The organism is Pseudomonas sp. R11-23-07 (assembly GCF_003852295.1).
Classification (GTDB): domain Bacteria; phylum Pseudomonadota; class Gammaproteobacteria; order Pseudomonadales; family Pseudomonadaceae; genus Aquipseudomonas.
The window spans coordinates 374,804-400,094 of record NZ_CP027761.1; the positions used below are offsets into that span (position 1 = coordinate 374,804).

General features: G+C 58.3%; 23 protein-coding genes, 1 tRNA gene and 2 pseudogenes. 9 read left to right on the top strand and 17 right to left on the bottom strand.

All coding sequences use genetic code 11. The annotated features are described in order from the left end of the window. Window positions 1-16: 16 nt before the first annotated feature. The 4 genes from rfbD to rfbB are packed head-to-tail and all read right to left on the bottom strand — an operon-like array spanning window position 17 to window position 3,391. The gene (gene rfbD / locus C4J84_RS01550; RefSeq protein ID WP_124434816.1) at window positions 17-898 is read right to left on the bottom strand and encodes a dTDP-4-dehydrorhamnose reductase; all 882 of its coding nucleotides are present in this window, start codon (window positions 896-898) and stop codon (window positions 17-19) included. After that, the gene (gene rfbC / locus C4J84_RS01555; RefSeq protein WP_124434817.1) at window positions 895-1,440 is read right to left on the bottom strand and encodes a dTDP-4-dehydrorhamnose 3,5-epimerase; all 546 of its coding nucleotides are present in this window, start codon (window positions 1,438-1,440) and stop codon (window positions 895-897) included. Before rfbC ends, rfbD begins: the two co-directional genes overlap by 4 nt. Continuing rightward, window positions 1,437-2,312 carry a glucose-1-phosphate thymidylyltransferase RfbA gene (gene rfbA, locus C4J84_RS01560; protein WP_124369230.1) on the bottom strand — a complete coding sequence of 292 codons (876 nt, stop codon included), beginning with the start codon at window positions 2,310-2,312 and terminating at the stop codon, window positions 1,437-1,439. Before rfbA ends, rfbC begins: the two co-directional genes overlap by 4 nt. Beyond that, the gene (gene rfbB, locus C4J84_RS01565; protein ID WP_124434818.1) at window positions 2,309-3,391 is read right to left on the bottom strand and encodes a dTDP-glucose 4,6-dehydratase; all 1,083 of its coding nucleotides are present in this window, start codon (window positions 3,389-3,391) and stop codon (window positions 2,309-2,311) included. Before rfbB ends, rfbA begins: the two co-directional genes overlap by 4 nt. 151 nt (window positions 3,392-3,542) lie before the next feature. Between rfbB and C4J84_RS01570 the strand changes: the two genes are divergently transcribed. The 4 genes from C4J84_RS01570 to C4J84_RS01585 all read left to right on the top strand — a co-directional run bounded on the left by C4J84_RS01570 (window position 3,543) and on the right by C4J84_RS01585 (window position 9,718). Next, window positions 3,543-6,449, top strand: a complete 2,907-nt coding sequence (locus C4J84_RS01570) for an aminotransferase (protein ID WP_124434819.1) — start codon at window positions 3,543-3,545, stop codon at window positions 6,447-6,449. Window positions 6,450-6,570: 121 nt separating this feature from the next. Then, window positions 6,571-7,677: an agmatine deiminase gene (gene aguA / locus C4J84_RS01575; RefSeq protein WP_124434820.1), complete on the top strand. Its 1,107-nt coding sequence runs from the start codon at window positions 6,571-6,573 to the stop codon at window positions 7,675-7,677. Window positions 7,678-7,914: 237 nt separating this feature from the next. Then, the gene (locus C4J84_RS01580; RefSeq protein ID WP_124369234.1) at window positions 7,915-8,130 is read left to right on the top strand and encodes a hypothetical protein; all 216 of its coding nucleotides are present in this window, start codon (window positions 7,915-7,917) and stop codon (window positions 8,128-8,130) included. 301 nt (window positions 8,131-8,431) lie between these two features. Next, the gene (locus tag C4J84_RS01585) at window positions 8,432-9,718 is read left to right on the top strand and encodes an OprD family porin (protein ID WP_124369236.1); all 1,287 of its coding nucleotides are present in this window, start codon (window positions 8,432-8,434) and stop codon (window positions 9,716-9,718) included. A 106-nt stretch (window positions 9,719-9,824) separates the two neighbouring features. Here the strand turns inward: C4J84_RS01585 and C4J84_RS01590 are convergent, their stop codons facing one another. From C4J84_RS01590 to C4J84_RS01615, 6 genes are all read right to left on the bottom strand, one after another. Further along, window positions 9,825-11,402, bottom strand: a complete 1,578-nt coding sequence (locus C4J84_RS01590) for a M48 family metallopeptidase (RefSeq protein ID WP_124434821.1) — start codon at window positions 11,400-11,402, stop codon at window positions 9,825-9,827. Window positions 11,403-11,415: 13 nt separating this feature from the next. Continuing rightward, window positions 11,416-11,781 (bottom strand): hypothetical protein, encoded by a 366-nt coding sequence (locus C4J84_RS01595; protein WP_124369238.1) that lies wholly within the window; start codon window positions 11,779-11,781, stop codon window positions 11,416-11,418. Window positions 11,782-11,818: 37 nt separating this feature from the next. Beyond that, window positions 11,819-13,162, bottom strand: coding sequence for a CHASE2 domain-containing protein (locus C4J84_RS01600; protein ID WP_124434822.1), 1,344 nt, complete (start codon window positions 13,160-13,162; stop codon window positions 11,819-11,821). 123 nt (window positions 13,163-13,285) lie between these two features. Further along, the gene (locus C4J84_RS01605; RefSeq protein ID WP_124434823.1) at window positions 13,286-14,284 is read right to left on the bottom strand and encodes an NADP-dependent oxidoreductase; all 999 of its coding nucleotides are present in this window, start codon (window positions 14,282-14,284) and stop codon (window positions 13,286-13,288) included. Window positions 14,285-14,342: 58 nt separating this feature from the next. After that, window positions 14,343-15,131: an SDR family oxidoreductase gene (locus C4J84_RS01610; RefSeq protein ID WP_124434824.1), complete on the bottom strand. Its 789-nt coding sequence runs from the start codon at window positions 15,129-15,131 to the stop codon at window positions 14,343-14,345. A gap of 66 nt (window positions 15,132-15,197) precedes the next feature. Next, window positions 15,198-16,298 carry an alkene reductase gene (locus tag C4J84_RS01615; protein ID WP_124406036.1) on the bottom strand — a complete coding sequence of 367 codons (1,101 nt, stop codon included), beginning with the start codon at window positions 16,296-16,298 and terminating at the stop codon, window positions 15,198-15,200. Between the two features lie 143 nt (window positions 16,299-16,441). Between C4J84_RS01615 and C4J84_RS01620 the strand changes: the two genes are divergently transcribed. Together C4J84_RS01620 and C4J84_RS01625 are read left to right on the top strand one after the other, a co-directional pair. Next, the gene (locus C4J84_RS01620) at window positions 16,442-17,017 is read left to right on the top strand and encodes a TetR/AcrR family transcriptional regulator (protein ID WP_124434825.1); all 576 of its coding nucleotides are present in this window, start codon (window positions 16,442-16,444) and stop codon (window positions 17,015-17,017) included. A 623-nt stretch (window positions 17,018-17,640) separates the two neighbouring features. Continuing rightward, entirely contained in the window at window positions 17,641-17,871 is a 231-nt protein-coding gene (locus C4J84_RS01625; RefSeq protein ID WP_124434826.1) for a hypothetical protein, read from the top strand. A gap of 128 nt (window positions 17,872-17,999) precedes the next feature. On the opposite strand, the gene C4J84_RS01630 is transcribed toward C4J84_RS01625, so the two are convergent. Next, entirely contained in the window at window positions 18,000-19,193 is a 1,194-nt protein-coding gene (locus C4J84_RS01630) for an IS4 family transposase (protein ID WP_124434827.1), read from the bottom strand. A 174-nt stretch (window positions 19,194-19,367) separates the two neighbouring features. On the opposite strand from C4J84_RS01630, the pseudogene C4J84_RS26365 reads away from it, so the two are divergent. Both C4J84_RS26365 and C4J84_RS01640 read left to right on the top strand, forming a co-directional pair. Continuing rightward, a pseudogene (locus C4J84_RS26365) lies at window positions 19,368-19,508 on the top strand (phage portal protein); the annotation flags it as partial. Window positions 19,509-19,638: 130 nt separating this feature from the next. Next, entirely contained in the window at window positions 19,639-19,992 is a 354-nt protein-coding gene (locus C4J84_RS01640; protein ID WP_124434828.1) for a hypothetical protein, read from the top strand. 381 nt (window positions 19,993-20,373) lie between these two features. Here C4J84_RS01640 and C4J84_RS01645 read toward each other — a convergent pair. From C4J84_RS01645 to C4J84_RS01660, 4 genes and pseudogenes are all read right to left on the bottom strand, one after another. Next, window positions 20,374-20,802, bottom strand: a pseudogene (locus C4J84_RS01645) (IS4 family transposase); the annotation flags it as partial. A 373-nt stretch (window positions 20,803-21,175) separates the two neighbouring features. Further along, a complete protein-coding gene (locus tag C4J84_RS01650; RefSeq protein WP_124434829.1) occupies window positions 21,176-21,466 on the bottom strand; it encodes a type II toxin-antitoxin system RelE/ParE family toxin in 291 nt (96 codons plus the stop codon). Beyond that, a complete protein-coding gene (locus tag C4J84_RS01655) occupies window positions 21,429-21,695 on the bottom strand; it encodes a CopG family ribbon-helix-helix protein (RefSeq protein ID WP_078822908.1) in 267 nt (88 codons plus the stop codon). Before C4J84_RS01655 ends, C4J84_RS01650 begins: the two co-directional genes overlap by 38 nt. A 181-nt stretch (window positions 21,696-21,876) precedes the next feature. Then, window positions 21,877-21,952, bottom strand: a tRNA-Thr gene (locus C4J84_RS01660). A gap of 328 nt (window positions 21,953-22,280) precedes the next feature. Between C4J84_RS01660 and bcsQ the strand changes: the two genes are divergently transcribed. After that, entirely contained in the window at window positions 22,281-23,180 is a 900-nt protein-coding gene (bcsQ, locus tag C4J84_RS01665; RefSeq protein WP_124434830.1) for a cellulose biosynthesis protein BcsQ, read from the top strand. 241 nt (window positions 23,181-23,421) lie between these two features. Here bcsQ and C4J84_RS01670 read toward each other — a convergent pair whose 3' ends face one another. Both C4J84_RS01670 and C4J84_RS01675 read right to left on the bottom strand, forming a co-directional pair. After that, window positions 23,422-24,609 (bottom strand): methyltransferase, encoded by a 1,188-nt coding sequence (locus C4J84_RS01670; protein WP_124434831.1) that lies wholly within the window; start codon window positions 24,607-24,609, stop codon window positions 23,422-23,424. Continuing rightward, window positions 24,590-25,279 carry an ABC transporter permease gene (locus C4J84_RS01675; protein WP_124365093.1) on the bottom strand — a complete coding sequence of 230 codons (690 nt, stop codon included), beginning with the start codon at window positions 25,277-25,279 and terminating at the stop codon, window positions 24,590-24,592. The genes C4J84_RS01670 and C4J84_RS01675 overlap by 20 nt, the downstream gene beginning before the upstream one ends. Window positions 25,280-25,291 lie beyond the last annotated feature (12 nt).

A 25,291-nucleotide genomic window follows, 5' to 3' on the forward strand; every position in this document is an offset into this window, starting at 1 on the left:
TACAGGCGCATTATGCCTAGTGCTGCTCGGCAAGACACTCGTGCAATGCGTCTTGCCACTGCGGCTGGCTGACCTGCCACTGCTGTTGCAGGCGGCTGCAATCCAGGCGCGAGTTCAGCGGGCGTTTAGCGGGTGTTGGATAGGCGCTGGACGGGATCGCTTCCAGTTCGGCGCAGGCTTTGCCCGCAGCGCGGAGGGCTTGGCCAATGGCCTCGGCAAAGCCGAACCACGACGTTTCGCCCTGGGCCGTGAGGTGGTAAACCCCCCAATCCCCGGCGTTACCGGCTTGCCAGCGCTCAATCAACGCACGCGTACTGTTGGCGATGGTCCCGGCCCAGGTTGGCGCGCCGATCTGGTCGGCGACGATGCGCATCTGCGGCTTCTCCTGCAGCAGACGCTGCATGGTCAGCAGGAAATTCTTGCCGTGGCTCGAATACACCCAACTGGTGCGCAGAATCAGGTACTTCCCGCCCACGGCCGCAATCGCCTGCTCGCCCGCCAGCTTGCTCTGACCGTAGACGCCCAGTGGGCTGGGTGAGTCGCTTTCGGTGTACGGGGCCGGTTTGCTGCCGTCGAACACGTAGTCGGTCGAGTAGTGAATCAGCGGGATGCCAAGGGCCTTGGCTTCTTCGGCAAGGATGCCGGGGGCGATGGCGTTGATGGCGAAGGCTGCTTCCGGCTCGCTTTCGGCCAGATCGACCGCCGTGTGGGCGGCGGCGTTGATGATCAGGTCGGGGCGGTGGGCGCGCACCTGCTCACGGATGAGCGGTGCGTTGGCCAAGTCCAGTTGGTCACGACCCAGCACGATGAGTTCGCCCAGGCCTTGGAGCCGCTGTTGCAGCTCCTGGGAGACTTGGCCGTGTTGGCCGGTGATCAGTATTTTCAGGGGGGCTATCATGGGAACAGGTCCGCATCTTTCAGGCTTTTACCGGTTTGATCCTTGGCGGACAGGGTCGGTGGGCCATTGAGTTGCCAATTGATATTGAGGTCCGGGTCGTCCCAGCGAATGCACCGCTCGGCAGACGGCGTGTAGTAATCTGTCGTCTTGTAGAGGAATTCGGCGTAATCGCTCAGCACAACGAACCCATGGGCGAAACCGGGTGGAATCCACAGTTGACGATTGTTCTCGGCAGACAGGCGCACGCTGGTCCATTGACCGAAATGAGGAGAGCTGCGGCGGATGTCCACCGCCACATCCAATACTTCCCCGGCCGTCACCCGCACCAGTTTCCCCTGGGCGTGTTCGACCTGGTAGTGCAAGCCGCGCAGCACGCCTTTCAACGAGCGTGAGTGGTTGTCCTGCACGAATTGAAGTTTCAATCCGCTGGCGTTTTCAAATTCGCGAGCGTTGAAACTCTCATAAAAAAAGCCGCGGTCATCGCCAAAAACCTTTGGTTCGATGACCAATACACCAGGCAGCTCAGTGGCGCTCACATTCATTTAGGGTTCCCGGCCAGAGTGTACAGATACTGACCATAGCCGGTTTTGCCGAAATATTTCGCACGTTCCAGCAGATAGTCACGATCAATCCAGCCGTTCTCGTAGGCAATCTCTTCCAGGCAGGCTACTTTCAGGCCCTGGCGGTGCTCGATGGTCTGCACATAGGTCGACGCTTCCAGCAAGCTGTCGTGGGTGCCGGTATCAAGCCAGGCGAAACCACGACCGAAACGCTCAACGTGCAGGTCGCCGCGCTTGAGGTAGGCGTTGTTGACGTCGGTGATCTCCAGCTCGCCGCGTGGCGAAGGCTGGACGGCCTTGGCGATCTTGATCACGTCGTTGTCATAGAAATACAGGCCGGTCACCGCATAGCTGGATTTAGGCTTCGCCGGTTTTTCCTCGATCGACAGGGCACGGCCTTCTTGGTCGAAATCGATCACGCCGAAACGCTCCGGGTCTTTCACCCAGTAGCCGAACACCGTGGCGCCCGACGGGCGTTGGGCAGCGTGGCGCAATTGGTCACCGAAATGCTGGCCATGGAAGATGTTGTCGCCCAGGATCAGGCACACCGGGTCATCCCCGATGAATTCCTCGCCAATGATGAACGCTTGTGCCAAGCCGTCGGGCGAAGGCTGCTCTGCATAGCTGAAACGCACGCCGAACTGGCTGCCATCGCCCAACAGGTTGCGGTATTGCGGCAGGTCCACGGGCGTGGAGATCACCAGGATGTCCTTGATACCCGCCAGCATCAGCACCGAGATCGGGTAATAGATCATCGGCTTGTCATACACCGGCAACAGCTGCTTTGACACGCCCAGGGTAATGGGGTGCAAACGGGTGCCGGAACCGCCGGCCAATACAATTCCCTTCATCATACGATCAGATCCTTTACGTCAGTATTGCCGAGTCGTTCACCTTGATAACTGCCATCCTGGACCCTGCGGCACCATTCCAGATTATCGAGGTACCACTGCACGGTCTTGCGCAGGCCGGTTTCAAAGGTTTCTTCCGGGACCCAGCCCAGTTCGCGCTCGATCTTGCTGGCATCGATCGCGTACCGCTGGTCGTGGCCCGGACGATCCTTGACGAAAGTGATCAGGTCGGTGAACTTTTCCACCCCGGCTGGACGCTGTGGCGCCAGCTCTTCCAACAGGGCGCAGATGCCACGAACTACGTCGATGTTCTTCTGTTCGTTGTGGCCACCGATGTTGTAGGTCTCGCCCACCACCCCAGTAGTCACCACCTTGAGCAGCGCACGGGCGTGGTCTTCGACGAACAGCCAGTCGCGCACTTGCAAGCCATCGCCATAGACCGGCAGCGGCTTGCCGGCCAGGGCGTTGAGGATAACCAGAGGGATCAACTTTTCGGGGAAGTGGAACGGCCCATAGTTGTTCGAGCAGTTGGTCAGCAGCACCGGCAGGCCGTAGGTACGCTGCCAGGCGCGGACCAGATGGTCGGAGGCTGCCTTGCTCGCAGAGTACGGCGAGCTGGGGGCGTAGGGCGTGGTTTCGGTGAAGAGATCGTCCACACCGTGCAGGTCGCCATACACCTCGTCAGTGGAGATGTGGTGGAAGCGGAATGCGCTTTTAGCCGGTTCTGCCAGCGTCTGCCAGTACGCCCGGGTGGCTTCCAGCAGGCTGTAGGTACCGACAATGTTGGTCTGGATAAAATCCGACGGGCCGTCGATGGACCGGTCCACATGGGACTCGGCCGCCAAATGCATGATCGCTTCGGGCTTGAAGCGTGCCAGCACGGCACTGACGGTGGCCTGGTCGATGATATCGGCCTGGACGAACTCATAGCGGCTGTTGGACGCAATGCTGGCCAGCGACTCAAGGTTGCCGGCGTAAGTGAGTTTGTCCAGGTTGAGCACTTCATGCTCGGTGTGCTGGATCAGATGCCGGATCAGGGCCGAGCCAATAAATCCGGCACCGCCGGTGATGAGAATACGCATGTCGAGGGCCTTTTCCTTAGACGGACATTAAGCGAAAGAAGCATAGCTTGAGTTGTGAATCGGGCGGGCGCAAGTGCGGCGAGCACGAGGGGTTGATTAACGCCCCGGAACAATGGCGATATAGACGCCTGATAAAACCGAGGTCGTCACAATGTTGCTCGCCGAATTGATTCATCGTGCCAGTTTGCCTTGCCCCCAATTGAGCTTCCAGCAGGCGGCCCAGTTGCTTGAGCAGCATTACGGCCTCAGGGGCACATTGCAGTCGTTGGGCAGCCAACAAGACCTTAACTACAGGATCGACAGCGCCTTGGGCCGCTTCGTTCTGAAAATCTGCCGGGGTGACTACGCCGCAATCGAGCTACTGGCCCAGCATGCAGCCCTCAACGAGCTGCAGGCACACGTACAAGTGCGCGTGCCCAAGGTCATCAAAGCCCTCAATGGCGACGAACTGCTGAGCGTCACCGTCGATGGGCAAACCCTGCACCTGCGGCTACTGGACTACATCGACGGCCAGCCGCTGACCCATTTGCCTCACCTCGGTCGCGATGTAATCGCAGGGTTCGGCGACCTGTGCGGGCGAATGAGCCTGGCACTGTCAACGTTCACCCATCCCGGCCTGGATCGCACCCTGCAATGGGACCCACGCCACGCGCAGGAGCTGATTACCCATCTGCTGGCGACCTTGCCCGAGCTTCCCCATCGCACTGCACTGGAGCAGCTCACCGGGCAGATCGAAGCGCATATCCGGCCTCTGGCTGCACACCTGCCCTGGCAGGCCGTGCACATGGACATCACCGATGACAACGTGGTCTGGCAGCGCGATGCGCAGCGGTATTGGCAGGTCCAGGGGGTGATCGATTTCGGCGACCTGGTGCACACCTGGCGCATCGCTGACCTGTCGGTGACGTGCGCTGCGCTGCTGCATCACGCTGAGGGCGACCCGTTTGCCATCCTGCCGGCGATCCAAGCCTGTCATGCGATCACGCCGTTGCAGCATGAAGAGTTGCGCGCGCTGTGGCCGTTGATCGTCGCCCGCGCGGCGGTGTTGGTGTTGAGCAGTGAGCAGCAGCGACGTCTGGACCCTGATAACGCCTACCTGTTGAAGAACGCCGAGCACGAGTGGGAAATTTTCCATGTCGCCACGTCGGTGCCGTTCGAACTGATGGAAGCGGCGATCCTGAACAGCGTCGGCGAGGCGTTGCCTGCCTTGGCCAGCCAGGACTTTGCCCCCTTGCTGCCGGGGCTGGTCGGGCGGGAGTTCGCGCTGATCGACCTGGGCGTGCTCAGCCCGCATTTCGAGGCGGGCAATTGGGAGACGCCGGGCATGGATCGGCGGCTGCTGAATGAAGCCGCTGCGGTGCATGGGCTGGCAGCCAGCCGTTATGGGCAATATCGCTTGTCGCGCACCCGCCCGGACAGTGCTGGGGAACCGGACACCTTCGCTCTTCATGTCGAATTAAGCCTGCCCCATGGCACAGTGCTTGAGGCACCTTTCGCCGGGACACTGCGCGAGGGCGCCGACGGCTTGCTGTGTGTGTACGAAGAGCGCCTGAATCTGCGCGTATGGGGCGTGACAACGCGGCTCAAAGCCGGTGCGCAGGTGGTGAAGGGGCAAATACTCGGTGAAGTCCACGGGCCGTTGATCGTGCAGCTGTGTCGTGCCGATCTTGCGCCCCCGCTGTTCTGTGCGCCTTCCCGGGCGTCGGCGTGGCAGACGTTGTGCCCGTCACCGGCGGCGTTGCTCGGGCTGGCCTGTGATGCCGAACCGGAGCTGGACGCCGAAGCCCTGCTGGCCCGGCGCGACGCCAGCTTCGCCCGTTCGCAGAAGCATTATTACGTCGACCCGCCCCGTATCGAGCGGGGCTGGCGCAATCACTTGATCGACATGCAGGGCCGCTCCTACCTGGACATGCTCAACAACGTGGCGGTGCTGGGCCACGGCCACCCGCGCATGGCAGCAGTGGCGGCGCGGCAATGGTCATTGCTCAACACTAATTCACGTTTTCACTACGCGGCGATCGCCGAGTTTTCCGAACGCCTGCTGGCGCTGGCGCCGGCGGGCATGGACCGGGTGTTCCTGGTCAACAGCGGCACCGAGGCCAATGACCTGGCGATCCGCCTGGCCTGGGCCTACAGCGGCGGGCGCGACATGCTCAGCGTGCTGGAGGCCTATCACGGCTGGTCGGTGGCGGCGGACGCGGTGTCTACCTCGATTGCCGATAATCCCCAGGCGTTGAGCAGCCGCCCGGACTGGGTGCACCCGGTGACGGCGCCGAATACCTACCGGGGTGAGTTTCGCGGGCCAGACAGCGCGCCTGACTATGTACGAAGCGTGGAACATAACCTGTCGAAAATCGCCGCTGGCCAACGCCAACTGGCGGGTTTCATCTGCGAACCGGTGTATGGCAACGCCGGTGGCATTTCGTTGCCGCCCGGCTATTTGCAGCAGGTTTATGGGCTGGTCCGCGCCCAGGGCGGTGTCTGCATTGCCGATGAGGTGCAGGTAGGTTATGGGCGCATGGGGCATTTTTTCTGGGGCTTTGAAGAGCAGGGCGTCGTGCCGGACATCATTACCATGGCCAAGGGGATGGGCAACGGGCAGCCGCTGGGCGCGGTGATCACCCGTCGAGAGATTGCCGAAGCCCTGGAAGCGGAGGGCTATTTCTTCTCGTCATCGGGCGGCAGCCCGGTGAGCTGCCGTATCGGCATGACGGTGCTGGATGTGATGGAAGAGGAAAAGCTGTGGGAAAACGCCCAAGTAGTGGGCGGGTATTTCAAGACACGCCTGCAAGCGTTGATCGAGCATCATCCGCTGGTCGGTGCGGTACACGGTTCCGGCTTCTATCTGGGCCTCGAGCTGGTACGTGACCGACAAACCCTGGAACCCGCGACGCAAGAGACTGCGCTGTTATGCGACCGTCTGCGCGAACTGGGAATCTTCATGCAGCCGACCGGCGACTACCTGAACATCCTCAAGATCAAGCCGCCGATGGTCACGACCCGGCGCAGTGTGGATTTCTTCGTCGACATGCTGTCGAAGGTGCTGGATGAGCTGTAGTCATTCGATTGTTATCGACTAAATTACGTGATCTAGCCTAATTATTATTTTTGTTCACTATTAAAGCCGATATTTATCCGTTATAAAGTCGGCTTTCACCCCATTCGGAGTCCTCATCGCCATGACCACCCTGCACAGCACACCACGCGCCGATGGCTTCCATATGCCCGCCGAATGGGCGCCACAGACTCAAACCTGGATGATCTGGCCCGAGCGCCCGGACAACTGGCGCCTGGGCGGTAAGCCGGCGCAAGCGGCCCACGTGGCCGTGGCCAAGGCCATCGCACGGTTCGAGCCGGTGACCGTTGCGGTTTCCGCCAGCCAATATGAAAACGCTCGTAGCCGCCTGGATGTGCCGAATATCCGAGTGGTGGAAATGTCCAGTGACGACGCCTGGGTAAGGGACACGGGGCCGACGTTCGTGATCAACGACAGCGGTGAAGTACGCGGGGTGAACTGGGATTTCAACGCCTGGGGCGGTTTCGATGGTGGCCTGTATGCGCCGTGGAACCGTGACGCACAGGTGGGCGGCAAGATTCTCGAGATCGAGCGCGCTTCGCGTTATCGCACCGAAGGCTTCGTGCTGGAGGGCGGTTCGATCCACGTCGACGGCGAAGGCACCCTGATCACCACCGAAGAATGCCTGTTGAACCGCAACCGCAACCCGCACTTGGATCGCGCAGCCATTGAAGCGGTGCTCAGCGCCAACCTGGCTGCGGATAAGATCATCTGGTTGCCGGATGGCCTGTTCAACGACGAAACCGACGGCCATGTGGATAACTTCTGCTGCTACGTGCGCCCAGGTGAGGTGCTGCTGGCCTGGACCGACGACCCGCAAGACCCGAACTACCCGCGCTGCCATGCCGCCATGGAGGTACTGCAAAGCAGCACCGACGCCCGCGGCCGCTCGTTCACGGTGCATAAGATGCCGATTCCGGGGCCGCTGTATGCCACCGAAGAAGAATGTGCCGGTGTCGATCCGGTAGACGGCAGCCAGGAACGTAATCCGAGCGTGCGGTTGGCCGGTTCCTACGTCAACTTCCTGATCGTCAACGGCGGCATCATCGTGCCGAGTTTCGATGACCCGCTGGACCATCAGGCCAAGCAGATCCTGCAGAACCTGTTTCCACAACACGAAGTGGTGATGGTGCCGGGCCGTGAACTGTTACTGGGGGGTGGCAATATTCACTGCCTGACCCAGCAGCAGCCAGCACCGCAGAGAAATTGAGTGCAGTTGTAACAGCGCCTTGAGGGCGAGCGAGCACCGCGCGAGCGCAGTGTTCCAGGCAAGCCCGCGACCCAGCACGGTCGCGGGCTTTTTTGTGCCTGAATACCTGTGAATGCGGGAGATTGGCATACCTCTTGTGTCGGCAAACACACCACAGAGCGCCAAGGTGATGACCGCATGGTTCTGTCACAAACCTTGAGTAAGTTAGCCGCTCACGCAGCAGGAGAGAGCGCTGAAATGAATGCCGAAATCAACCCGATGTACACGCGCACGTTCCACCCGGTGCGGGTCGACGGCGATGCGATCCACGCGCTGGCGCTCTGGCTGAAGGAAAACGGCGCGCGCCAGAACAGGCAACCGCCTGACTGGCGCAGCGTGATGAGTGAACGCTACCCGGCGGGCTTGTTAACGGAGGATGAGGTGCAGGTGTTGTGCGAGCTGGAGCGCAACTGAAAGCGCCGACGAATCAATATGGGAGGGGCCAAGGGCTTTTTTGTAGGAGCGCTATAGGTCTGTGCTTAGAATTATTTAGCCTAAATACAGGCGGTTCACGAAATTGACACATAGTTCAACGCGCGCATAGGATTGCGTCCAACGCCTGTGGCTAACAGCCATGACTCATCCAATAAGAAAAGGCCCGCGGCAGTTCAGTCGTCCGCGGGCCTTGTTTTTTTCGGAGAAAGTCGACATCAGAAAGCGATACGGGGCCTGGTGTCATAGCGCGTACTCAACCAGTAATAAGGAATATAAGAAAATGTTGAAGCAACGGATGAGTCTGATCGCTCTGGGGATTTTGAGCGCATCGACAGCCATGGCGAACGACCAGGAGCAATCCAAGGGTTTCGTTGAAGACAGCCACCTGAACATCGCAGCACGCAACGCCTACATCAGCCGGGACTACAAAAACGGCAAGCAGGACAAGGCCGAGTGGGGCCAGGGTTTTATCGGCAAGTTCGAGTCCGGCTTCACCCAGGGCACTGTGGGCGTGGGTGTGGACGTGATTGGCCAATACGCTATCCGTCTGGACGGCGGCAAAGGTCGCAGCGGTGCGGGCGGTATCGACTTCTTCAAACAAGGCGATAGCGGTGAAGCGGCCAACGATCTGGCCAAAGGTGGCGCTGCCGTCAAGGCGCGCATTTCCAACACCGTGATTAAATACGGTCAGCAGATGCCAGCCGTGCCTGTGTTGCAGTACGACAATTCGCGTTTGTTGTCGGAAACCTACGAGGGCACCTCGATCGTTTCCAAGGAAATCGCCGGTCTGCAACTGGACGCCGGCCACTTCACCAAGGAAGCACGCAAGAGCGCCGAAGGCAGCGACAGCGGTGGCCTGAAAAGCATCAACTACATCGGTGGCAGCTACAAATTCACCGAAAGCCTGTCGGCTGCCCTGTACGCGTCCGACATGCAGGACGTGCTGAAGAAGCAATACGTCAACGTTAACTATGTGCTGGCGCTGCCAGAGAAACAGTCGCTGACCTTTGACTTCAACGGCTACAAAACCAAGCTGGACCGCAGCTTCGCCCTGGAAAACCAGAAAGACGCCGACGCTCGCGACAACAAAATCTGGAGCCTGGGCGCTACCTGGGCCGTTGGCGCGCACAGCTTCACCATCGCGCACCAGCGCAGCACCGGTGACACCGGCTACCTCTACGGCGGCTACCGCAACGCTGGCGGCATCGGCGACGGCGGCAATACCATCCTGCTGGCCAACTCCTACTGGTCCGACTTCAACGGCAAGGACGAGCGCTCTTGGCAAGCAGGCTACGGCATCGACTTCACCACCTTCGGTGTACCGGGCCTGACCTACAACATTGCCTATGTACGCGGCACCAACATCGACGACGGCACTGGCCGTGGCGATGGCACCGAGCGTGAAATCTGGAACCAGTTCAAGTACGTGGTCCAGAGCGGCCCGGCCAAAGACCTGAGCCTGCGCGCTCGCGCCTCGTGGTTGCGCGTTTCCAACAACGCCAGCGAATACAACGTGGGCGGTAACGAAATCCGCCTGTTCGCCGACTACCCGATCAATGTTTTCTGATTGATTGCAGGTCGCGCCTGATGCCAGGCGAGAAAAACCCCGACTGGTTCGGGGTTTTTTTATTTCTGACGACGAGCATTTCCCGCTAGGCGGTGAGCGTCGAACGTCAGGCCTTGATCGGCGCGAGCTTCTTGCAGTTTTCCTTGCGTGTCGGGTATCGCTCACACTTGCGCAGCACGGTTTGCACCTGCTGCACATTCTGCAGTTGCTGGTTGGCCAACAGTTTTTCCGTGATGAACAGTTCTTCCGAGCCCAGATTGCGTTCGGCCTTGTCGATCATCTCCAGTGCCGATTGCCCGTCGCCCCGCTTGAGGTGGTAGCTGATCATCAAGTCATAGGTGGAAGGGCCGGCCAGGGACCAGTCCTTGATCGCTTGCAACTCTTTCACCGCCTCGCTGTTTTTACCCTGGGCCAGGCGCAAGGTATAGGCGGTGCGCCGAATGCTCGGCTGGTCCTTGACGGGCGAGGCCAGGGCCTTGCGAACAAACCTTTCGGCATCCGGTACCTTGTTTTTCTCCAGGGCGTCGATTGCGAAGTATGCGTCTTTGTAGCCCTGCAAGGCCTCCGCCACTTTGGGCGTAGCCTTCATCTTCGACCAGCTTTGCGGGTTGACCCGGGCGCGGCGTTCCTGGCGATATTCGCGCTGCAAGTATTGGCGCAGCTCGGTGTCGCGGTCCGTGGTCGACATATGCGAGCGGTTGAAGTACTGCGTGGTTGCGGTGATGCCGGTGGTCAAGCCGTCCTTGACCAACACGTCCAACTCCTTGGTGAACTGGTTGAGATTGAACTGTTGCAGCGAATCCTGCATGGCATTCTTGCGCGCCGTGAGGAACCCCGTGAGCAAGGGCTTCTGTTTGCCCTGGAAGTCGTTGAGACGCTCCAGACTATGGGTAGCGGCGCGCGGCGCGTAACCGGCGCGGATCATCAAGTCGGTGCCAAGCAGGTCGGCCTGGTCTTCCTGGCTACGGCCCCAGGCGGTGCTCCACACTTGGTCGGAAAACGTATTGGCCAGCGCGGTGTACAGCACCGTGTTGCCGATGGTCTTCTGGGTACCGGCCGGGTCTTTGCTGAACAGCTTCATCGTACCGGCGCTACGGTCGACGCCGGTATCGGCAGCCATGGTAGCCAAGGCGACCGTGGAGGCGACGGTGGTAAACATGTCTTTCTGCTGCTGGAAGGCTGCCATGCGGTCATGGTGATGCAGCAGCACATGGCTCATTTCGTGACCAAGCATCGCCGCGATTTCGTCTTCGCTGGCAACGTTGTCCAGCATGCCCAGCGGTACGAACAGGTTGCCGTAAGGGTCTGCCGACGGTCCGAACCCATAACTGTCGGTGATCTTTACCTGTAGCGGCGGCACTTCGCCCGGCCAGCCCTTGGACAAGCGCGTGACAATGCCCTGCAAGTAGCCTTGCAGCATCGGGATATCCACCAGGTTCTGCTGGCGTGCTTCGGCAGCCGGCACCGCCCGCCCGTCGTAGCTCAGGCGCTGTTGGCTCTGGCGTTGGGGGTCCAGCTTGTAGTACTGGCGCACGTCGATGTTGTCCACGTAGTGGCCTTGGACCCGCGACTGGGTCGACGGCCCTACCAGGTTCAGGAACGCCTGGTCCGCGCCCTTCAAGGTGGCGCAACCACTGAGCACCGAACTGGCCAATAGGCTGGCTGCTACTAGATATTCCCTCACCGCAACGCTCCCTTTATTGATTGCAACCGGCACCAAAGCCTATGGTGGAATTATTGCGGGCGTCCCTGGCCTGGCTTTTCGTCAGGCCAAGGCAGGGCAGGTCGACCACGTTCAGCGGCGGTTCGATGCGCAGGTCCATGGTGTCCAGCCAGACTTTCTGGCCTGCCAGTTCTACCTGCACCAGGTCCAGCGCCTGGTTGTACTGCAGCACCGGCATGGGTTGGGTAGGCGCATCTTTTTTCGCCAACTCGCGCTGTGGCTTGCCCTGCTCGTCGAGCACCGTCACCGGATCGGCGAGGAACGCCTGGATACTGTGGGTTTCCGCCCAGGCGCCCTGGGTAAAGACGGCTGCGAGCAAGACGATGAGGCTTCTGTTCATCCTTGAGTTCCTTAAGTCAAATGGCAAAGCGGTACGCTCAACGATCGCGGTCGAAGAAGGCTTCGATCCGCTCGCTGAACAACACCAACGACAGCAATACGATGCCCAGCACGTTGACCGGGGTGATGTCATTGAGGCTCAGCAGCACACTGACCAATCCCAACATTGACATCACCAACAGCCACGACGGGCACGGCGAGGTGAAAAACCAGATTTCCTGGCGCCGCCATCGGCCCCAGGTGCAATGGCCCGCCAAGCGTCGGGCGTGCAGCGCCTTGAGCACCGCGATCAACGCCAGCAGCCCGAGTTCCAGCAGGTCCAGCCAATTGAAAGGCAGGTGGGGGAAGTCGGCGGGTTCATGGTCATAATTCATACCTGCATTGATCAGGTTATCCAGGGCCATGGCGTGCAGGTAAACGCCGGGGAGCTGGCCGTGTACCGGCGACTCCACCAGGTCCCCCGTGGACGCGATATTGGCGCCGATCAGCACCAGGCGGTCGTTGAGTAACTCGGCGATCAAGGCTTGGTCGTCCGGGTCACTGACTTCCAGGTCACTGGCCGACAACGTCAGCGTATAAGGGCACCGCGCCTGGGCGGAGTCATCCAGCTTCCAGAACACGGCCTGGAAGAACTGAGCCACCCCGTCCAGCAAGAAATGTCGTGCCGCTGCGCAGTGGCGGATATCGGCAACACGCGCCTGGTCCGCTGCCAGCTTCAGCCCCCATTGCACCGCGATGGGCTGGCGCTGCGCAGCGGTTTGTACATCCACAGGCGGCGACGTGCAGTCTTGGGTGGCACAGAAGGCCCGGTATAGTGCCAAGGCGGGAGTTTCCATCAGCCCGGCCTGCGTATGCTTAGCCAGTGGGTACTTGTCGTCTACCCCTTCCCACGCCACCAGTGCTGGCCGGCTGACCTGCATAAAAGGCGCCAGCGTATTGGCCTGGCCCGCCTCTGCTCGCGTCAGCCCAGTATTGGCCAACCACAGCGGGATGCCCTGGCGTTGATAACGCTCAAATACATTTGCCAGCAACTGACTGCCCCGCGCCGGGTCGCCGAGCGAGTGGTCGTGGCTGTAAAGCAAATCCACAAACACAGCCCGTGGCTTGTATGCCAGCAAACGCTTGAACAATTTGCTCTGGTCGCTGTACGGCATTGGCCATGGGCTGTCATTGCGCATCAGGTAGGCATCATCAATCAACACCACTGCCACCTGCTGCTGTCCGAGGCTTGGGTAGTGGCTGGCGAACATACGATTGAGCCACTGCGCCGACGCCTTGTCGCTGGAACTGGCCAGGCCGAAAGGATCAAGAATCGCCAGCAACACGATGATGGCCGCCAGCCAATAGCGGCGGTATTTGAACAGCGGGGGGTTGGACGACATCCATGTCTCGATTAAATGCATAGCAAGGCGGGGTTTTTAACGGAGTAGAGAAGGGGTGTCAATCAAAGAGGTGGCTAAGTGCCATATTGCACTTGCGCGTGGACCACCTTTTTCGCAAAAAACCTATCGGAGCGTAATGGTGACCTTGCCTTTTGCTCTGCCCTGCTCGACGTACCGCAACGCCTCTGCGGTCGATGTAAACGGGAAGGAGCGATCAATGACCGGTCTGATGACGCCAGCCTCGATCAGCGAGCTGATTTTTTGCAGCTGTACCCCATCGGCATGCATGAACAAAAACCCATAGCTCACCCTCTGTTTGCGGGCCTTTCTGCGAATGCCGCTGCTGAGCAGGCGCATGACCTGCCCCAGCACCCAGGGCAGGCCTTGGGCTTGGGCAAATTGCGCAGTCGGCGGCCCTGACAGGGAAATTAGCTGGCCGCCAGGCTTGAGAACCTTGACCGATTTCTCCAGTACATCGGTGCCGAGGCTGTTCAACACCACGTCGAAATCGCGCAACTCGTTGGAAAAATCCTGGCGTTTGTAATCGATGACCACGTCCGCCCCAAGTGCTTTCACCCATTCGACATTCGCCGTGCTGGTGGTGGTGGCAACGAAGGCACCGAGGTGTTTGGCGAGCTGGATGGCAAGCGTGCCAACACCGCCGGAGCCGGCATGGATCAACACCTTCTGGCCTTTTTTCACCTGGGCGGTTTCAACCAGCGCTTGCCAGGCCGTCAAGGCGGCCAAGGGGATGGACGCCGCCTGGGCCATGTCGAGGTTCGAAGGTTTCAGCGCCAGCGCGTCTTCGTTCACAGCGATCAGTTCAGCGAAGGTCCCGATCTGCGCGTCGGGAGGCCGAGCGTACACTTCGTCTCCCGGCTTGAATCGCGTCACCGCCGCACCCGTGCGAACCACCACCCCGGCCAGGTCATTGCCCAATATCAATGGAAGTTTATAGGGCAGGATCAGCTTGAACGCCCCCGCCCTGATCTTCGAATCCAACGGGTTCACGCTCGTTGCATGCACTTGGACCAGCACGTCATGCACACCGACCGCAGGGTCGGGCACTTCGCCAATCATTCCGTTCTGCTTGCCGTAGCGGTCGATAAAAAATGCTTTCATGGTGCAACTGCTCTTGTCGTGGAATGAGCGAGGCGCGGCCCCGGCAACGTCAGAACGTTCAGGCTTGAGTCAAATAGCGTTGCGCCACCGTTGATTGCTTGATCTGCGCCAAAAGTCCTCCACGCGCGGCTTGCAGTGCATCCCAACGCTCGCCTTCCTGCAGCGCAGGAATAGTCACCAATTCGCGTCGGTCGAAACCAAGCAGTGCCGCATCGACCAACTCACCCACTTCCATGATTTCGCTCAGGGTGTTGATGTCGATACCGGCGCGGTCCCAAATCTCCGTGCGGGTGGCGGCGGGCAGTACGGCTTGTACGTAAACACCCTGGGGCGACAGTTCCAGGCTCAGGCCTTGGGAAAGGAACAGCACAAACGCCTTGGTCGCCCCATAGACCGACATGCCGAACTCAGGCGCCAGCCCCACCACCGAACCGATGTTGATGATAGCCCCGTCACCTGTTTTGGCCAGGCGTGGCGCGATGGCGCTTGCGAGCCGCACCAGCGCGGTGGTGTTGAGGGCCACCAGTTGCGCAACGCTCTCGGTGCTTTGCTCGATGAACGTGCCGGATTGTGCGGCGCCGGCATTGTTGACGAGGATGCCGATGCGCGCGTCATCGCGCAGGCGCGCTTCAACGCTGTGCAGGTCGCTGAGTTGGGTCAGGTCGGCCTGAAGTACGTCAATGGCGACGTTGTGTTCGTCCTGCAACTTCGCGGCGAGCGTTTCCAGGCGCGCGTGGTCGCGGGCGACCAGCACCAGATCATGCCCGCGTTGGGCGAAACGCTCGGCGTACACCGCGCCGATGCCGGTGGAAGCGCCAGTGATGAGAACAGTAGGGCGAGTCGTCATGATGTCAGCTCTTTATCAGGGATTGGGATTGAGGTGCGCGTAGAACCAGGCTCGATCAGCCGACGCCTAGTTCGCGACAGCGCTTGATTCGGCAAGCGTCGGGTAGTCGATGTAACCCGCCGCACCGCCGCCATAGAGCGTGGCGGGGTCGAAGGCGGACAGTGGCGCGCCGGTCTTGAGCCGCTCCACCAGATCGGGGTTGCCGATAAATGGGCGACCAAAGGCGACCAGGTCGGCCTTGTCGTGCGCCACGCGTGCCTCGGCCAAGTCCAGGTCGTAGCCGTTGTTGGCGATGTAGGTGTTCTTGAAGCGCTGGCGCAAGGCCTCGAAATCAAAGGGCGCGACGTCCCGTGGGCCGCCGGTCGCGCCTTCGACGACGTGCAGATACACGATGCTCAGCGCATTGAGTTGGTCGACGACGTAATCGAACTGAGCCTGTGGATCGCTGCTCGATACACCATTGGCTGGCGACACAGGCGAAAGGCGAATGCCGGTGCGATCAGCACCAATCTCGTCGACCACGGCCGCCGTCACTTCCAGCAGCAGACGCGCCCGGTTCGCGATCGAACCACCGTAGGCATCCGTACGCTGGTTGGCGCCGTCCTTGATGAACTGATCCAGCAGATAGCCGTTTGCACCGTGGATTTCCACGCCGTCGAAGCCCGCCGCAATCGCGTTCGCCGCTGCCTGGCGGAAGTCGTTAACGATGCCCGGCAGCTCGTCGGCCTCCAGCGCTCGCGGCTCGGAAGCATCCTCGAAGCGGTTATTGACGAACACCTTGGTCGCGGCACGAAGCGCGGAAGGGGCAACCGGCGCTGCGCCTTGCTGCTGCAGATCCACATGAGACACACGCCCCACATGCCACAGCTGCAGGAAAATTTTCCCACCCTTGGCGTGCACGGCATCGGTCACCGTGCGCCATCCTTCTATCTGCGGCTGCGTGTAAATGCCCGGGGTGTCTTGATAACCCTGGCCCTGCTGCGAAATCTGCGAGGCTTCGGAAATCAACAAGCCTGCGCTGGCCCGTTGGCTGTAATAGGCAGCAGCAAACTCACTCGGCACAAAACCTTTGCCCGCGCGATTGCGTGTCAGTGGCGCGAGAACCACACGGTTCGCCAGCGTCAGGTTGCCAAGTGTGTAGGGAGTAAACAGATTCAGATCGCTCATGGATGTTGGTTCCGTGCCCGTGGGTAGAGGTCATGTCGCTTGCGATTAGGATGATGATCGAAATCTAAACTGTCAATAGTTTTGATTATGAACGACATCTATGTATCATCAGCCCATGAATTCAGCGGTAGAGAGTAGCGAACATGCGCGTGTCCAAGGCCCAGGCCCAAGCAAACCGAGAGCACATCGTCGAAACGGCTTCAGTGGTATTTCGCGAGCGCGGTTTTGACGGCGTCGGCGTGGCCGACCTGATGGCCGCCGCCGGCTTCACCCACGGCGGCTTCTACAAACATTTCGGTTCCAAGGCAGACCTGATGGCCGAAGCCTCGGCTTGCAGCCTTGCGCAGTCCCTGGCCAGCGCCGCAACATTGAGCGTGCAGGAGTTCATCGACCTGTACGTGTCCAGAGCCCATCGCGACAGCCGCGCCACGGGCTGCACCATGGCGGCGTTGTGCGGCGACGCGGCGCGCCAGTCGGGCGATTTGAAATCGACCTTCGCCGAAGGCATCGAGCACATGTTGCAAACCCTCGGCGAAAAATACCCAACCGGACCGGATGCGGCGCCGGATGAGGCGCGGGTAAAAATGATTGATCTGCTGGCAAGGGCGGTGGGTGCGATTGTGTTGTCGCGCGCTTGTCCTGATGACTCGGCGTTGGCGGATGAGATTTTGGGGGTGTGTCGGGGGGAGATGGTTGAGGCGTTGTTGGTACAGGTGTAGAGGGGATAGAGGGTGGTGGTGATCGGGTTGCAGTACGTCTGAAACAAAAACGCTGAAGGGCGGGGTTTTTGCCGATCCAAGGCGCGGGGACAGGCTGCTCATGCAATTATCCCTTTTTATGGATAAGCCATAATTATTACCAGTCCATAATTGAGCATAAAGAATAAAAATTGGATTTTTGGCGCGAAAAGAGGTGATTCAAAAGGAAGCGAGGTGAGACGGGAAGGGGGGCGACTGAGGATGAATATCTCAAAAACAACAAAGCCCCTGCATTTCTGCAGGGGCTTCGTCTTATATGGTGCCGGCACCAGACGAACGGTAGCAGTCAGCGAGGCTAGGTTCTCTGCGGGTTTAGAGTTCGATGGAAAATTTGGCGTACCCAACTAGTTACTATAAATAAAATCAGCTGGTTATGGCGTTTAGTGGAATCGAATCGGGATTTATGCTGCATCATAGAATTGCTGATTTTGAGCTCCCGTAGCCTTCTCTGTGTCTACTCGGCATTGGCGAAATTCGCCATTTACGCATGCTTCTTGAGACGGTGGACTTCCGACTTGGCTGGGAGTCAATTGAAGTCTAAAGTGTGTGTGCTGGCGACTTGCCAGTCTCAATAGGTGAGAAACATGGAGCGTTACAAAAATCTCAGTGGTCAGTCAAATGTGGTGGCATATGAACTGGCCCACGGGTCGATATCTGTAGAGTTCGCCTCAGGAGCCTACAGAACCTATGTGTACGATTCCAATCGCCCCGGGCCAGTAATGGTCGCGGAGTTGCAGCGACTTGCGGTGGCAGGCCGCGGACTCAATGGCTATATCTCAAGAGTGGTTAAATCAAATTTTTCTCGTAAATATTGACTTGTATCACTTATGAGGCGGTAGCGGCTAACCGCTACCATCTCGAGTAGATTTTGGGCGGACCCATGCTGAAACCCAACGAAATGCAGGAAAAAAACGGGGTCAGACCCTGAGAAATCCCCACAAATCTACTCCAGCCTCTGAGCTTGCCGGTGCACTTCATCGCGCAGCAATAGCTCCATATCCGCCAATTTCGAGCAGGACAATCCGGTGGTGGAGCATCTCAAGTATTCGAGGCCAAGACGCCAGAGTGAGAGCACCGGTTTATGCCTGATGCTGTTGCTCTGGAAGTGACGTGACCGCCCTGTCGTTCGAGCCTGAAGACCGGCCAGATACAGTGCATAACAGGCCAACGCGGCGATCAGCAGCAGGATCTCGATACGCCGTGGGCAGCGCGTTCGATGCAGGTCAAAGGCAAAGCCGAAACGCAGACTCTTCATGTCCCGAAAACCTTCCTCAATCTGCATCCGCTTGCGGTAAATACCGACAGTTTTCCGAGCCATCCATTGCGGTTGCGGCAAATTGCTGGCGAGCAGCCAGGGTTCTTGTTCACGGCGAGCGTTCTGTCGGCTGAGTTTGCTGCGCGTGATGCTACCCGTCACTCGCCGATGTTTTCTCCCCTTGGGCGGTTGGTGAATGCCGTACAGCGCAACCCGGTACGGTGCGCTACGCGTCATCTCAATTTGGCCAAGCGAACGTGCGGTCGATGTTGTCTGCCGGTAGAGCTGCTTTATCGGTTGCCATTGACCTTGCTCGTTACGATAGAGATCACGATTGCGCACACGTCCCACGTAATACCAGCCTTTGGCTTCGACGGCCTGGAACCAGGGACGACGAAACCCGGCATCCGTCACCAGGATCGGTACGCACTGCTCGGGAAGCATAAGTTCAAGCGCATCGAGCAACCGCCGCTGCTGCCTGGGGCAACCTTCACGATCATGCACGCTCTCGTAAATAGGGAACGCTCGGCCAGCCAGCGGAATTGACGCCCGCAGCAGGTAAAGATCAGAAGCGGCATTGATCGGCGACCAATCCACCAAAATCAAGGGATGGCGCAAGGAGCCAATCAGTGCCGTGAGCATTTTCCAGTAGAACAGCGGACGTTCATGTTGCAACTGAACGTTGCCGAGCAGGCGATCCACACGTTTGATCGAATGCTTGAAGTAAGCTCTGCTGGGCATAGCTCTGCCCAGATCGGTCAGCGTCAGACGGCGCCCGTACAGCAAAGCGCTGACGCAGCTCATCAGGGCGCTCAGGCGCTTGCGGTGCAGAGTGGGGAGTGCTTGGGAAAATGCCTTGTGTAAGAATCGTACGGCCTGCATGAGTCTCGGGTGATTGGTTTGTTTGGCGGCTACCAAACTGCCCGACTCATGCAGGCCAGTTCAAGCTATCTGACTGACCTGCAAGGAAGTTTTGTGGGGATTTCTCAGGGTCAGACCACAATTTCCGTTATTGAATTGAAAACATAATCTGACCCAAAATCCGTCCCCTTTTTAGGGTTTGGAGATGTGGAGAAGATTGATCGGGTGTACACCAAAAATGAAATTTAGCCGATTAATCAACTGTTTCTGCAGGTTAATTATCACTTGCGCAGTGAGCGGCGGATTGAATGGCGAAAATTAAATGCTGAACGCTAGAAGGTTTCGGGCGAATAAAAACTATCGAGCTTATGCGAAATAAGTATTTGTACCTGTCAATTTTGACAGTTATGGAGAGGTTTGATTTACTTTATATTCTAATATCATACACATCAGAGAGTAACTGATCATGGCTTCTAAAGCACTTTTAAAGATTTATTTTGGCATTGCACGATATGAGCTTTTGTCTCCATACAATAGAGCAAATGAGAATCTCAAAAGCCTAGGTGTGATTGGTGAAATTATCGATGTGACGAGCGGCGCGGCGAGTGATTTGCAAGTTCTAGGGGATCCTGTTGATGAGTTTTTTCAGGTGTTGAACGATGACGGCGTCATATTTGATTGGCAGTCCTTTTCTAGTAGCAACGCTTCAGCAACCAACAGTAAATTTGTGGAGAAGGCTGAGTCACTAAAAGACGCAAAAATAAGTTCTCAAAAGTTAATGAGGACTGAATCTCAAAAAAATTCTATGCGATTATTATAACTTGTCCAGATAGCATCTCTAATAAAGCATACTTTGTAGATGGTACTTTTTATGAAGATCGCGATTCATTTGCAAAGTGGGCAAATGATTTTGTAGGGGTTTCGTAATTGTAGAAAACAATCATTTCTTGAACGTCCAATATAAAAGCTAATGCTGAATTGGTGGCTGGCCTTCGAGCAGGTGTTTGATAAATGTAGCAAACACCTGTTTCGCTTCCAAGTTTATCCCTCGATAACTTGCCTGCGGATGAGTCTTGCGCTGTCGGGGAGTATGCGGGAAAAGCGGCGTGGTCGACGTATAGAATGGAAGAAGTCGAAAAATCGTTTGCCTCTCCAGCGGCGCCGTTTTAGATGCCGCCCTTGGACGTTTCCGAGGTAAGGGCGTCGTACCGTCCACAAGGCGTACTGGCCGTCCCATCCAGCGCCACGACGAGGGTGCTTTTTCACTTATCGAAGCACCGGTGTGCCTGACCAGCGTGGAAACCATCTCAACAGGCAGCTGCTCTCTGGCTTTACAGTAGGCGCCCGTGCGAGTGCTATTGGGCTTCATGCCGCCACAAGACCGTTTGATGGACAAGTCATTGACGGCGTTCTGGCAGGAACGGTCGGCACTCATCGCTTGAGCCAGGAACATAGACAGCGTTGCAGTCGGCGAAAACAGATGCTCCCGATATTTTGGTAATACAGACTCGACGCGCTGTAACAGTTCGGGAGCGGTGAGAAGATTGAAAAACGCATAGGCATCACAGTTCGAAGCGTGTCGATGGAAACGTTGCTGTTGATGCTGGAGAATTTGACGTCTACGATTCATTGGGGCTGTGTCCTTGGTTCGTCGGTGTGTGTTCGCAACTATCACCGTAGACCAAGACCAGCCCTCTTCATTTTTGCTTTTAGCTCAAGTGGTTAGCTGCTAAGTAAGTGCCATTCTAATCTGACCCCTATTCCTCAAATAGATTTTACTCTGTGATGCTTACGAGTGAGTTGCGCAAGCCCGCGCCTTCTGTAAGCGCTCCATAAACCCCAGAAAAAGGGGAAGGACTTATTTTCTTGCAATTGCCACTATTCATTCAAACGCCAGATACCACAAAGCCCCGAGTTAAGGGGCTTTGTATTGTGGTGACGAGTCGGACCTACCGACTTGTAATCAGTTGGTCAGTTACCTGGGCGCTTCTGCGTATCAACGATCACCAATCCTCCCGACGCTCTGAATGCTGGTGAAGAATCCGGAAGACCATCAGGCGGTCACCCTGCAAGCTATAGGTCGCTCGATACGGGTATGTGGTGATAATCAGCTCTCGGCAATCGGGCACTGGAGACGCTTTCCCTGCATTAGGAAAACGCTCCAGCATTTCCAGGCAGTTGAGGATGTGGAAGACGGCTGCCTCCCCCAACTCCGCGCCGACTAAACCTTCGTAATGCTCGTAAATTCCATTCAGGTCACTTTCCGCTTTGCTGCTTAACGCGATCTTCGGCACGTTTTACCCACTTAGCCTTTACGGCATCCAAATCGGTGACGTTGCCGGCATCAGCATCTGCGATGCCTTCCTGCACGGCTTTGAAATGCCAGGATTCATCGGCCACATAGCGGCTCAAAGCCCGTTGCAGGTGGTATTGGCGGTCTCGGTCGGTCGCCTGCGCCAGTTGATCCAGCTCGCTGGCAAGTTCGGGCTTTACTCGGAAAGACAGAACGGGAGAGGCTGCCATAACGTTGCTCCATACATTTTTTGTATACGCTGTGTACACGGTATACAAACGTTAGGCTTCGGCAGGTTGGCGGTCAATAGCGGTTTGTCGGTTTGGGGAAGGGTTTGCAGGCGAGCGACTGGGTTGTATTAAACCCAGAAACAACAAAGCCCTCACATTTCTGCGAGGGCTTCGTTTTGTATGGTGCCGGCACCAGGAGTCGAACCCGGGACCTACTGATTACAAGTCAGTTGCTCTACCAACTGAGCTATACCGGCGTGTTAGGGCGACGATTATAGCGATTGAAAAGGTTCTGTAAACCCCTGAATTCTGACTATTTTTGCAAACGCTGCGGTTTTTTGCAGTCGCCGTGTTTTTTGCCCAATGTCACTGCATGAAAACCTGCGCAAGCAGCACTCAGAAAAAAGCCATTAAATTGACTTTTCACCGTTCATCCAGAAAGCACAAAACAAAAACATCAAAATAATGACACGCCCTACCCGTTGCCACAGAATGCCCAAACAAGGACGCCTATAATAAGACCTGCGGTAAGTATCCGCGCTTGCCGAGCTTCACGTCTTAACGCTGCGTCGTGAGGAGCAGGTTATGAGCCTTAGCAGAGAAATCCTGGCGTTGTTCGGCAAGGATGTCGCCCATGACGCCGATGGCATCAATGCGCGAATGCACTTTTTCGGCAGTGTCCCTGAACAATCCCTTCAATATCTCCAACCGCTGGTTACCCCTGTGTTGCGTCCAAAAATAGTGGCGCTTGTGTCGATCAATGGCGGTGTCGGGCGCAGCACGCTGGTTACGGCGTTGAGCAGCGGTTTGCAACGCCATGGGGAGTCGGTGGTGGCGCTGGATCTGGACCCGCAGAATGCCTTGCACCACCACTTTGGTGTCAGTTCCACCTTGCCGGGAATCGGGCGCACCAGCCTGGAGCATGGGCAGTGGGGTCCGCTGCAGCAGTTGGGGTTTGCCGGTTGTCAGGTGATCACCTTCGGCGATATCGATATCCAGCAGCAGGAGAATCTGGAGCGTTGGCTCAAGCATGAGCCCGATTGGCTGGCGCAGCGTCTCGCATCATTGGGTTTGAGCGAGCGGCAGACGGTAATTATCGATACCCCTGCCGGCAATAACGTCTATTTCCATCAGGCGCTGAACGTGGCCGATGTGGTGCTGCTTATTGTGCAGCCGGACGCTGCGTGCCTTGGTACGCTGGATCATCTGGACACGCTGCTCGCCCCGTACCTTGAGGGCCAGTGCCCACCGGCTGTGCACGTAGTGGTCAACCAGGTGGATGAAAGCAATGCGTTCAGCCTGGACATGGTTGAGGCATTCAAACGTCGGCTTGGCACAGACCTGCTGGAGGTGCATCGCGACATGGCGATCAACGAGGCCTTGGCCTTCGCGGCCGACCCGTTGGATAACGTGACCAAGCGGCTCGCCAGTGACGATATCAATGCGTTGTGCCTGCTGCTGAAGGCGCCGAGGAAAACCGCGTGAAAGCGCGGTTTATACGGTTTACGCCAGATGCTTATGCACAATCGGTTGGTAACGGTGGTTACTGAACGGCCATTTTGTGGAGCCGTTCTCAATACGCTGCAACTGCCTGTTTTGCGTGCGTTTTATTGTGTGAACAAAAAATGACCAGCGCTGCTTTTGGTCTGTAGCGCTGATGGCTACAGCTTTGGCAAAGAATTCATCAACAGAGTTATCCACAGGGCGCGGTAGGAAGTTGTGCTCCTTAATCGCGCTCGGCGAGCACCATCAGGTTGCGTGGGGTGAGGGTATGTTCACAGAAGCTGCCGAGCTCGACGTTGTAGCCGTGCTCCACCAGAAATAACGCGCGATCCAGTACCAGCCACATTTCCAGCGGGCGGCGAAACAGGCCTCGGACCAGTTCCAGGTTTCGCACCTCGGCCAGGCGGCGCCAACCGTGTGCTTCCAGCGCCCCCCAATCCTGTTCACCGGTGGATAAACCCTTGAGGTTCGCCAGCTCCCGGCAATAGTCAGCGAAGGATTTACCCAGCCACTTCGTGGGCAGGGACGGTGTGGGCAGGTAGTCGTCGCAACCGCGTAGCTGCCGTTGCAGTCGGTCGAAGCCCAGGCGCCGGGCCATGGAGGTATCGCGTTGCTGGCGGACGCGGTTGCCGGCAGTGACGGTTTCGCTCAGCGGTAGGCCCAGATCATCAATCGACAGCTGCAGGGCCGACGCGCGCCCGGTCGCGGACAGCGCTCGATAGCGATCGGCGCCGATGCGGTTATAGCAGCACGGCGCCAGCGCCAGTTGTTTGCAGCCGGCAGCGCTGGCCAGTTGCAGCATGCGCACGTGCAGGTCGCCGCAGGCATGCAGGGCGATGGGGGTGTGCTCGGGGCTGATCGCCACATCCGCCATCACGTCTTGCAGGCGATGGGTAGCGCGCAAGCCGTGGTGATCACTCAAAGCTGTGCCGGAGGCAATCAGGGCCGGGTCATATTCCAGGCAGGTCAGCTGTTGGCCAGGTTGCAGCAGGCGGCGGCCGAGATGGCCTTTACCGGCGCACCAGTCCAGCCAGTGGTGGGGCTCTGCGGCAAAATTCAGGGCGGCGCCGAAGGCTTCGATCTGCTGCCACTTGCGCCCCGGAACGTCGACATCCAGGCGATGGCGAGCGGGTGCAAGCGCGTGTGTCGGCAACTTATCCACAGCGCTGAGGCGCAGCGCCTGTGCGGCCAACTGTGGAAAAGGCGCGGGCGCCGGCAGGTCGTGGGGGTGATTGTGGCTGGCTTCGGCGTCGTCCAGCGAGCGTTGGCGTAGCCACTGTGCTAGCGCGGGATGTGCGGTTTCCCAGGACAATCGAAGCTGGGTAAAGGGCCGCGGTCGCCACAGCCCTTGGTGCTCGATCAGAAACGCATCCAGTGCCTGGAAGCGTGCCTCAACGTCCTTGGCACGCATCGACGCGCAGCCATTTTTCCAGCAGTTTGAAACCGCGCACCAGCACGTAGGCCATCACCAGGTAGAACAGCCCCGCCGCGAAGAAGATCTCCACCGGCAGGTAGGTACGGGCGATGATGGTCCGGGCCATGCCGGTCAGTTCCAGCAAGGTCACGGTACTGGCCAAGGCGCTGGCCTTGAGCATCAGGATCACTTCGTTGCTGTAGGCCGGCAGGCCGATGCGCGAGGCGCGGGGCAGGATGATGTAGAACAGTGTCTTGGGCCTGGACATGCCCAGGGCGCGTGCCGCCTCGATCTCGCCCGGGGGAATGGCCTGGATCGCGCCGCGCAGGATTTCAGCGATATAGGCGGCAGTGTGCAGGGTCATGGTGGCGGTGGCGCACCAGAACGGATCGCGCAGGTAGGGCCACATGAAGCTGCCACGCACGCTGTCGAATTGCGCCAGGCCGTAGTAGACCAGGAACAACTGCACCAGCAACGGCGTGCCACGGAAGAAGAAAATGTAGGCATAGGGCAGGGCGCTCACGTACCAGCGGCGTGATGAGCGAGCAATGCCCAATGGGATCGCCAGCAACAGGCCGGCAATCACAGCGATTGCCACCAGCTCCAGGGTGAGTGTCGCGCCCTGGGCCAATTTAGGCAGCCACTTGATGATCACGGCCCAGTTCAGGCCCAGGTCGAA